The 9,115-nt window shown below is 59.8% G+C and carries 11 protein-coding genes; 4 read left to right on the top strand and 7 right to left on the bottom strand.

Annotated features, from left to right (window positions below):
• The first annotated feature begins 76 nt into the window (after nucleotides 1–76).
• Complete coding sequence (locus ACH2EH_RS20320; RefSeq protein ID WP_395144569.1) at nucleotides 77–760, top strand: hypothetical protein; 684 nt, start codon at nucleotides 77–79, stop codon at nucleotides 758–760.
• Here the strand turns inward: ACH2EH_RS20320 and rimI are convergent.
• The 4 genes from rimI to ACH2EH_RS20300 are packed head-to-tail and all read right to left on the bottom strand — an operon-like array spanning nucleotide 717 to nucleotide 3,444.
• Nucleotides 717–1,223, bottom strand: a complete 507-nt coding sequence (gene rimI / locus ACH2EH_RS20315) for a ribosomal protein S18-alanine N-acetyltransferase (RefSeq protein ID WP_395144567.1) — start codon at nucleotides 1,221–1,223, stop codon at nucleotides 717–719. The genes ACH2EH_RS20320 and rimI overlap by 44 nt on opposite strands.
• On the bottom strand, nucleotides 1,220–1,642 hold the full coding sequence (locus tag ACH2EH_RS20310; protein WP_395144565.1) for a molybdenum cofactor biosynthesis protein MoaE: 423 nt from the start codon (nucleotides 1,640–1,642) through the stop codon (nucleotides 1,220–1,222). Before ACH2EH_RS20310 ends, rimI begins: the two co-directional genes overlap by 4 nt.
• Nucleotides 1,643–1,650: 8 nt before the next feature.
• A complete protein-coding gene (locus ACH2EH_RS20305) occupies nucleotides 1,651–1,896 on the bottom strand; it encodes a MoaD/ThiS family protein (RefSeq protein WP_395144563.1) in 246 nt (81 codons plus the stop codon).
• Nucleotides 1,897–1,914: 18 nt separating this feature from the next.
• On the bottom strand, nucleotides 1,915–3,444 hold the full coding sequence (locus ACH2EH_RS20300; protein ID WP_395144561.1) for a DUF4127 family protein: 1,530 nt from the start codon (nucleotides 3,442–3,444) through the stop codon (nucleotides 1,915–1,917).
• A gap of 175 nt (nucleotides 3,445–3,619) precedes the next feature.
• Between ACH2EH_RS20300 and ACH2EH_RS20295 the strand changes: the two genes are divergently transcribed.
• From ACH2EH_RS20295 to ACH2EH_RS20285, 3 genes are read left to right on the top strand one after another with little or no spacing between them, the layout of a single operon-like run.
• Nucleotides 3,620–5,062, top strand: coding sequence for a rhamnulokinase family protein (locus ACH2EH_RS20295; RefSeq protein ID WP_395144559.1), 1,443 nt, complete (start codon nucleotides 3,620–3,622; stop codon nucleotides 5,060–5,062).
• A complete protein-coding gene (locus ACH2EH_RS20290) occupies nucleotides 5,059–5,733 on the top strand; it encodes a hypothetical protein (RefSeq protein WP_395144557.1) in 675 nt (224 codons plus the stop codon). The genes ACH2EH_RS20295 and ACH2EH_RS20290 overlap by 4 nt, the downstream gene beginning before the upstream one ends.
• 9 nt (nucleotides 5,734–5,742) lie before the next feature.
• Nucleotides 5,743–6,381, top strand: coding sequence for a Uma2 family endonuclease (locus ACH2EH_RS20285; protein ID WP_395144555.1), 639 nt, complete (start codon nucleotides 5,743–5,745; stop codon nucleotides 6,379–6,381).
• Here ACH2EH_RS20285 and ACH2EH_RS20280 read toward each other — a convergent pair.
• The 3 genes from ACH2EH_RS20280 to ACH2EH_RS20270 all read right to left on the bottom strand — a co-directional run.
• Nucleotides 6,378–6,695: a hypothetical protein gene (locus ACH2EH_RS20280; RefSeq protein WP_395144553.1), complete on the bottom strand. Its 318-nt coding sequence runs from the start codon at nucleotides 6,693–6,695 to the stop codon at nucleotides 6,378–6,380. The genes ACH2EH_RS20285 and ACH2EH_RS20280 overlap by 4 nt on opposite strands.
• A gap of 152 nt (nucleotides 6,696–6,847) precedes the next feature.
• Nucleotides 6,848–7,606 (bottom strand): GNAT family N-acetyltransferase, encoded by a 759-nt coding sequence (locus ACH2EH_RS20275; protein WP_395144551.1) that lies wholly within the window; start codon nucleotides 7,604–7,606, stop codon nucleotides 6,848–6,850.
• Nucleotides 7,607–7,610: 4 nt separating this feature from the next.
• A partial coding sequence (locus tag ACH2EH_RS20270) for a pre-peptidase C-terminal domain-containing protein (protein WP_395144549.1) occupies nucleotides 7,611–9,115 on the bottom strand: 1,505 nt, incomplete at its 5' end.

The following is a 9,115-nucleotide window of genomic DNA, read 5'->3' as shown; positions in this document are numbered from 1 at the left end:
GGGCGTTGAGGAGTTCGAGAAGCTCCGGGACTATCTCAAGGAAAGCATTGCCTGGCAAAAGTCGGTAAAGTAGGGCATGAGCGGAAAACTAATCTGGGGGCTCGTGCCACTGCTGGCACTGGCCCTCCCCTTGCTAGCACAGTCGGGTAAGAACGACAATCCAGCAAAGGGCTACAAAGCTGGAAAAGCGCTACTTCTGCAGCCGTTTAAGATGTCTACCCTTATCTCTGGTTTGTGTCGTCAACTTCTTCCTGATGAGCAGAAGCAAGTTAATACGGACATACACTTTGATCACTACGCTCAGGTCTACGTGAACGCCGCTGGGCAAAGAACTGCGGAGCACTACAGCCAGACATCCAGAGATCACGAGCGAAAACTTGATGACCTGTTCAAGGCAAACCCCAAGCTCTATTGGAAACGTTACGGGAACCAAACATCCTGGATGGAGCTTCCTCCTTTCTCCAAGCGATTACTTTCCTTCCCTATTGGTACAGTCCTGGTGAAGGAGAAGTTCGACAACCCGCAGGGCAAGGGGATTCCGGAGCTACTCACGGTGATGGTAAAGCGCGAAAAAGGCTATAACCCCGCGTGCTACGACTGGGAGTTCCTGGTGCTCGAAGGCAAAGCGGAGAGAGTTCTGGAGCGTGGAAAACTTGCCCGGTGCCAAAGCTGTCATGGGGGAAAAGCCTACAAAGCGACCGATGGGGTGGCGATTTTCAGTCAGTGGAAACTGCCATTAGCCTTGTCCGGTTCTCGGTGAAGCGTTTTTTCCAGGCGGAGTCTTCCATGTGGCGCACCCAGAGAATGTCGCCGTCTTCGCCGTCGTAGTAACCCTTGCGGGTGCCTTCCCAGGAGAAGTTGTATTTCTGGTAGAGGTGCTGCGCGGGGGCGTTGCTGCGGCGCACTTCCAACGTGGCCGATGTCGCGCCGCGTGCCTGTGCGGCTTCGAGCAGGCCCACCAAAAGCCGCTCCCCAAGCTTTTGGTTGCGCCAGGTGTCGGCGACCGCGAGTGTGGTGATATGGGCCTCGTCCATGACCAAGTGAAAGCCGCAGTGCCCGACCACTTCGCGGTCAAGCTCCGCGACGAGATAGATCGCAAAGGGATTCGAGAGCTCGTTGATCCACGCCGAGGTGGTCCAGTTAGTGGTGAACGACTGGCGCTCGATTCGCGCGACCGTCTCGATATCGGTGCCCACCATGGGGCGAATGGTCACGGCGCTCATGCCGCGCCAATCGCTTCCTCGCCCTCGATCCAGAACGTGCCATCGGGGCAGAACTCTTTCTTCCAGATCGGGACATCGTGCTTGAGCGTGTCAATGGCCCAGCGGCAGGCCTCGAACGCCTCCGCGCGGTGCGAGCTTGCCACACAGACCACGACAGCGACTTCGCCCACGGGAATAAAACCGTAGCGGTGGAGAATCGCGCAGGCCAGCCCCCAGCGGGTTTTCACTTCGGCCACGAGCTTCTGCATCTGCGCAATCGCCATGGGGGTATAGACCTGGTACTCAAGCCCCGTCACGCGCCGCCCCCGCGCATGATCCCGCACAACGCCGACAAACTGCACATACGCCCCGTCGGCGTCCGTCATCACAGCATTTACAGCCTGCTGCGGCTCCAGCGGCTCCGTGGTTAAGACGACCATAATTTCGGCTACCCTCCGCTCATTGGAGGCAAAAATGCCAGCTCGTCGCCGTCTTTGAGCGGCGTCTCAGGCGTCGCAAAGTCCGCACCGATGGCAACGCGCGTGCGGCTCAGGATATCCGCCAGGCGCAGATCCGTGGTGGCGAGAGCGGCGGCGGCATCGGCAATCGTGGCGGAGTCGGGCAGAGAGAGTGCGAGTTCCCCTGAGGGCACGATATCGCGGTAGTGGCCAAAAAAAAGAGCACGAATAATCATTATTTTTAGAATACCACTTTAGGTGAGCTCAAAGTCACACTCGAAGGTGCGGCTCCAAGGGAGTGTCACGGAGCCGGGGACGAGCGCGAGGCCGATGCCAACGCCGCGTTTCTGAAGCTGCACGAGACGGGTTTGCAGTCCGACCTCGATGCTCTCGCAGGTGAAGGTGATTTGCTCTGTGCTGGTGGGATTGGGATCGTGGTGGCCGAAGCGCTCAATATTCTTAGTGCGTGCCTCGCGGCGCACTTCGGTCTGGTAGCCCCAGCCTTCCAGAAAGTGATGTGTCAAGGCGATGTTCTGCGCGTGGGCATCCGCGTGGCCGTCCGCGAGCCATAGCGCGACGGCCTGCGCGACGGTGGTGCCCAGCGTGTTGCCTGCCGTGTTCCACGCACCGAAGCTGGCGAGCTTGCCTGGAGCACAGGGAGAGTTCTCGGCAAAGAGAAGCGCAATGGCGAGCGGGTCTGCGCCGTTCGGATAGGCAACATCGCCCAGCGCGACAAGTTTTCCAGAGTTCTGGAATGTGCCTAACTCAGTAAAAAATGCTTCGTAAGCAGGTTGACGTGCCGTGCGTTCGGCGTCGGCGAAATCAGCACGCCACTCGGTGCGGCGCGGTGACGGCGTGAGAACTCCGAGGATCAAGTCGGCGTCTTCAGCGGAGCTTGCCAGAATTCCACCGCACGCCCCAATCTGACCCTCGACCGTGAGCCGCACCGCGCGGTCTTCGTAGGGCGCGACAATCGCCTCATCGCCAGGAATCGCGTAGAGCGGGAAGATACGCGGCTGCCGCCCAAGCTTGTCACAGAGCAGCCGCGCCGTGAGCGCGGAACCGACTTCATCCGCGCCGGGGTGGATCATCATACGATCCCGCACGTCCAGTAAGTCCGCCCAGCTCTCCAGCCAGGCTTTCTCGCGGCTCGGCAATCCCCACGCCGACGTGTCATCCGAGGTGATCAGCAAAAACGAGAGTTTCTCGGAAGCTAATAAGTTCAGCACGCTTAAGTTTAGCGCGTGGTTGCGCTCACGGCGCGTGAGAAACTCACGGATATGCTCGGCGGGAACGTCGGCCCGGATCGCCGCGATTTTGTCTGTCTCGCCCGGCTCCAGCGCCCCGACGGTCTGTTTATGAAGAAGCTGCGAGAGTGCGTAGCAGCGCGTCCCAAACGTCTTCCACCAGAGCGGCTCCTCGACGCAGTCGTTGGCATTGGCGACGCGGGTGATCAGCACAAAGGCATAGACCAGCGCCCCACTCTCCCTTGCCTGTACCAGCGGCGCGAGCCGCGCTAATCCCTGTGCGACTGTCTCGTTCGAAATCCGCGAGTTGATGAGATTGCCCCACGCGAGATACTCCACCGACGCCACGATACCATCGCAAGTCCCCGCCTGCTCGGTCAGCCACGCCGCCACGGCAAGTGTGTCGGCAGGATTTCGTCCTGAGCCACGAATCTCCACAGGTGGCAGGGAGATCTCCGCCCCCACAATCGCAGCGATCTGTGAGGGATAACGAGTGTTGACGGGGCGCTCATCAAGCGGGGCAAGGGCAATTTTCACGAGGGAATTATACCGCCCCCATGAACGGGGGCGTGATATTGTCGCTCCGCGACACGAAGGCCGTTCCGGCCATAAGATCGGGATGGGCGGGACGCCCTTTGTGTCCGAGGCACGAGGACAATAAGACGCCCCCGTTCATGGGAGCGAAATACACGGAGCGGGTATCATTATGCTCATGGCACGGATTTTGGCACTGGATTTAGGCGCGGAGAGTGGACGCGGTGTGGTGGGCACGCTCTCAGACAAGAGCAAGCTGTCACTTGAGGAAGTTCATCGGTTTCCCACGGGTGGGATAAAAGTCGGGGCGCACCTGCATTGGAACCTCCCCGGTTTTCTCGTGGAGCTGCAAACCGCGATTCAGAAAGCACAAGGCGGCGGGGTGATCTCCAGCCTAGGCATTGACACCTGGGGCGTGGATTTTGGGCTGCTCGGCCCACGGGGCGAGCTGGTCGCGCTGCCCGTGCACTACCGCGACCCGCGCACGGTCGGGGGTGAGGCGAAGCTCTACGCGAAAGTCTCCAAGGCGGAGATTTTCGCCAAGATGGGAATCCAGAGCATGGCGCTCAACACACTCTTTCAAGTGGCGGCGCTGGCGGAGCAGTCGCCCAAGCTCGTCGAAGCGAGCGCGAAGCTGCTCTTCATGCCGGACTTGTTGCACTACTTACTGACTGGCACCGCGCAGATCGAGTACACCATCGCCAGCACCAGCCAGATGCTCGACGCAAACTCTAGGCGATGGGCAACGGAGACGCTCGCGCCCCTCAAGCTGCCCATGCACTTACTCAGCTCCGTTGTGCCCGATGGCAGCTCCTACGGCACCGAGCTCACCACGAGCATTCCCGTATTTGCCCCCGGTGGCCACGACACCGCGTGCGCCGTCGCTGCTGTGCCCGCCGAGCCGGGCGAGAACTGGGCCTATCTGTCGAGTGGCACCTGGTCACTGATGGGCCTCGAAATTCCTGCGCCTATTCTCACGGCTGAGGCCGAAGCCGCCAATGTGACCAACGAAGGGGGCGTGCTGGGAACCATTCGTCTGCTCAAGAACATTGGGGGCCTCTGGCTGGTGCAGGAGTGCCGCCGCGCCTACGCCCGCCTTGGCTCCGAGCGCAGCTACGACCAGCTCACGCGCCTGGCAAGCGATGCCACGCCGCTGGCTGCGCTGATTGATCCCGATCACCCGAGCCTCTATGCCCCAGGCGACATGCCCAAGGCAATCCGCGAGCTCTGCGCCGCCACGGGCCAGACCCCGCCCGAGGGCGTTGGGGCGACTATCCGCTGCTGCCTGGACTCGCTGGGCCTGAAGTACCGCATCACGCTGCAAATGCTAGAGCGCCTCACGGGCCGCAAGATCACCACGCTGCACATTGTGGGTGGCGGCTCCCAGAACCGCTTGCTCAACCAGATCGCCGCCGATGCCACCGGCTGCACCGTGATCGCCGGTCCCGTCGAGGCCACCGCTATCGGCAATATTCTCTTGCAAGCCCGCGCTCAGGGACTCATCACCGACCTCGCCGAGCTACGTGCCATCGTCCGCACGTCGTTCCCCGTCGAAACCTACCACCCCGACCCCACCATGACCGCCCGGTTTATCGAGGCAGCGGAGAGATCCGCAGGATGACAGATATTGAGACCGTGGCCACATTTTGCCAAGAACATCTAAATCTTGGCAGCATAGTTCGGCTTGGAGATGAGTATGCGTACCCCCACCTGCCGCTCTGTTTTCTGGATGCAGTCTGGTCAATTGGTGTCCGTTATCAAGGTGTTCAAGGAGTCGTCAAGCGTTATGAAAAGTGGGCAGGTTTAGGCCAACCGTCCTCGGTTCATACAACTGCTGAGTTTCTTGAAAAACTATCGAGTTACTCCGCTGAGCAGGCATCAGTAACCATCTTTGCAAATCGTCAACGCACTTCAACTCGCGGCGGTATTCTCAAAGCCGAAGCAGTCGTTCGTTTTGCTCGTGTTCTTGATGAGTTAGGCATCCAAACCTTTGAGGACTTAGTCCAGCAAGATGATAAACTCCCTCTGGTAGAAACTAAGATTCGTCAAATCCCCGGTCAGACAAGCGGACTCTCGTGGCGCTATTTTCTGATGCTGGCAGGAGCAAGCCATTTGACTAAACCTGACCGACAGGTTTTATGTTTTTTCAAAACGGCTACAAGTAAGAACTTCTCAACCGAAAGTGCGCAAGCTCTTCTCGTTGCCGTCTGTGAGCAGCTCCGTTCACAATGCCCACTGATCAGCCCCCGCGAGCTGGATCACTTGATCTGGCAGTACCAACGAACACGATAAAATAACCCTATGTCAGCACTTACCACGGAGCCGCAATTTTTACTGTTCCCCTTCGGCCAGACGGGGCAGCACCTGTGCCTGCGTGGCGGGTTGGATTTGACAGATCGCCACGACTTCGGGCTGTTTTGCGACGATAACAAAGACTGGCGGATTGAGCGCAGTGCGCACGGAGAACTGGTTATTGAGATGCCAACCAAAGGATCAACCGGGGCGAGAAACGCCCTCCTTACTGCTTTCTTAACTATGTGGGCACTGCGCGAGGGCAGTGGAATCGCCTTTGACTCCAGCGCGGGCTTTGAGCTTCCCAATGGCGCGATGCGCTCCCCCGATGCTGCCTGGGTGCGAAAATCCCAGCTTGTCGCGCTCACCGACGAGCAAAAGCAAGAGTTTCTACCGCTCGTGCCCGAGGTAATCTTTGAGCTACGGTCATCGTCGGATCGGCTCAAGGCGCTTCAGGATAAAATGCTGGAGTGGCAGAGTGTCGGGGTGCGTTTGGGGGTCTTACTTGATCCACAGGAGCGGCAAATGCATCTCTATCGCCCCGGACAAGCACCACAGCTCCTCAGCAATCCCACCACCCTGGGCTGCTCCCCTGAGCTTCCCAACTTCACGCTCGACACGGGCGCTCTTTTCGACGCGGGGCTTTAATCTACGTCAGACCCCTGGAATTTACTGGTCTGTACATTCCATACAAACATTGCCCCTTGGTTCAAAAAATCACGATACTCTGCCGCAATTTCTATTTTAGTATTGTTTTTCCAGTGCATTCTTACCCGAGCGTACTCTTTCGGGTAGAGATGTATAAGTGCTTGCTGGTACCCTGTTTTAATATTGGTGAGTGTCACATTACCATTGCGCTCCACATGTGCGTGGAATCGAGCATCAGGGGAATCTACTGAGACAGTTTGTTCCAGAAGAATCGTGGTCATAGATGGATTAAGAAATGCCAACAGACCAAGCACAAAGAAAGTGTGCCATATTCGAACCCAAGATTTCCGTGCATCGAATGGTTTTCCCACAATAGTCCTCCCGTCTCCATAGTTAAACTGTGCCCCTGTCGCGGAGCGACTTCGAGGCCGCAGGCCAGCAGTGCGCAGCACGGTGTCTGCCTCCTTCACGAGGCCCGGCGGGGTGGGGTGTAGAGGTAGAGCGTTCCGATTTGGGTATAGCCGACGGTAGGGTAGAGCTGTGCGCCCGCGTGGCTGGCAAGCAAGACGTTAGCCGCCGCACCCGCCGTTTTATCGTCGGTGAGCATCCGCGCGAGTAGCGCACGGGCAATTCCCTGGCGACGGTAGGCAGTGAGCACAAACATGCTGTTGCACCAGCCGCACCCAGCGGCCGCGACACTGCTCACCCAGCCCACGGTCTGGGGGACGGCCTCATCGAGCGCGATGTACTGGCGCATGGGGGGCGGGTTCTGTGTCAGAAACTCCGGGAGAATCTGCCGTCGCCCCGCGGTTTTCGCCAGCGCCTCGGCCTGCTCAGTAGTCAAGACACGCCGAACGGGGAAGCGCTCAGAAACCGTGGGGATGTCCGTGAGGTCATGTACCAGAAAGGGCTCGGTGGAGCCCAGGCGGTAGCCCAGGGCTTTGAACGCGGCGCGCATCGCGGTGTCGTCGGTGCCGTGTGGGAGCAAGTAGCAGATTGCAAACTTATCCCGTACCAGCGCGCGTGCCCGGCGGTCAATCTCAGCGGGCGGTAGCTCCCAAGCGACATACTCCTCACCGCGGTAGGTGTCGCTGGGACGGCGGCGCGGGGCATCGTAGAGCCGCCAGAGATTCTCGCTCAGCCGCTCGGAGAGAAACGGGTGAGTGAAGCTACGCGTAAAACAAAAGCCATCCACAAAGACCTGGAGTGCGTGTTCAAGAGTCATTTGGTTATTTTGTGACACTGAGCGTGATTGGGGGAGCGACATGGGGGGTGAAGCGCAGCTCGTCCACCACGGAGCGGGCGGTAAGTGTCAGGCGCACCTCCCCAAGGGCGGCATTTGCTTCAGCCTTGAAGATTAGTTTATGCTCGCTTTGTTTTTCAGGCACTTCCGGGTTAGTCACGGTGACGCCCGTCGGGAGCCCGGTGATAATCAGGGGCACTTTCGCCTCGAAGCCCGGCTTTCGTGTGAGCTTGACGATCAGCTCGACAGTCTGGCCCGCTTTGAGCTCAACGCGCTCGCTGGCAAGAGCGACGGTGACATCGGCGGGGCCGGTGACACTGACAAGTGGCAGGGGCACCGGGCGCGTGGTGCGCTTGAGCACGTCACCTTCTTTGACGTACTCCTCTTGCAGTGCCTGGGCGCGGCGCGCGAGGTTCTGGGCGCTTCCGGTAACGCGCAAGGGAACGGCAGGCGACGGTGCTGCGCTGGCATCGGCGGTGAAAAATAGGGTCACTTCACTCTGGCCGCGTGGGATCTGTGGCGTTCCGACAAGCTGGACACCGGGCGGGAGCCCCGTAAAGCTCAGCGCGATCTCACTATCCAGGCCGTACTGACGGGTGGCGCTGACAATCACGGGAATGCGATCGCCCGGTGCAATACTTAGGCAGTCTGGCGCGACGGTGAGCGCAAACTCCGGGGCGGCGGGAGCAACCCGCAGGCGGTAGCTAAACTCGGGGCCAGAGCGGCCATTGAGGTCGGTGATGCGTACCGTGAACTCGCCGTTGTCGGGGGCAGTGAAGGCCAAAAATGGATCCTTGCCACGCGCATCGTCGTTGCTCGCGAGCTCGTTCCCCTCTTTGCCCAGCACCGTGAGCACGCCATCTAGCCGGGAGCCTAGCCGCGCCGCGAAGACTTCGAGCAAGATCACCTGGCCTTTCGTGGCGGCAAAGCGAAAGCAGTCTGTGTCCGGGTGTGTCGGCGAAGGCGAGGTGAGCTGTCCATTCACGGTTACGGGCAGTGCGATGCGCTGACCGAGCTTGACGCTATCATTAGGCTCCGCTTCGACAGTGTCAGGGAAGGGGCTCACATCGAGCCGCAGACCTTGCATAAACGGCATCGGGTCGAAAGGGATCTCGGAGGGCAGTGCAAGTGTGGTCTCGGAGACGAGCAGGTTCACCCCGGTGAGTGTCAGACGTGCGGCAGTGCCCGCCTGCCCGCCCAGCGGAAAGGTACTGGTGACGGTGGGGAGCTTGCCGATACTGAGCCGGTAGTGGTGGTCCGCGCTTCCCTGGTAGCGTAGGTCCCGGACCACCAAAAAATACTCGCCGCTCTTGCGTGGCGTGAAAATCAAGCGGGCATCGGGGCGTGCCAGAGCGCTCGCGGAGGCGACATCGTGGCCTTCGGTATCGCGCAGCACCAGCACCGGCTCCATCGTAGCCGCTGCCCCGAGCGACGCGCCCGCCTGCGCCTCAGCGACAAATGGCTCGCCTGCGGTCAGCGTGACTTTGTAGA

Source organism: Armatimonas sp. (assembly GCF_043760365.1).
Taxonomy (GTDB): Bacteria; Armatimonadota; Armatimonadia; order Armatimonadales; family Armatimonadaceae; genus Armatimonas.
Note: the sequence above shows the minus strand (reverse complement) of the source record. Positions and strands in the feature narration are given on the sequence as shown.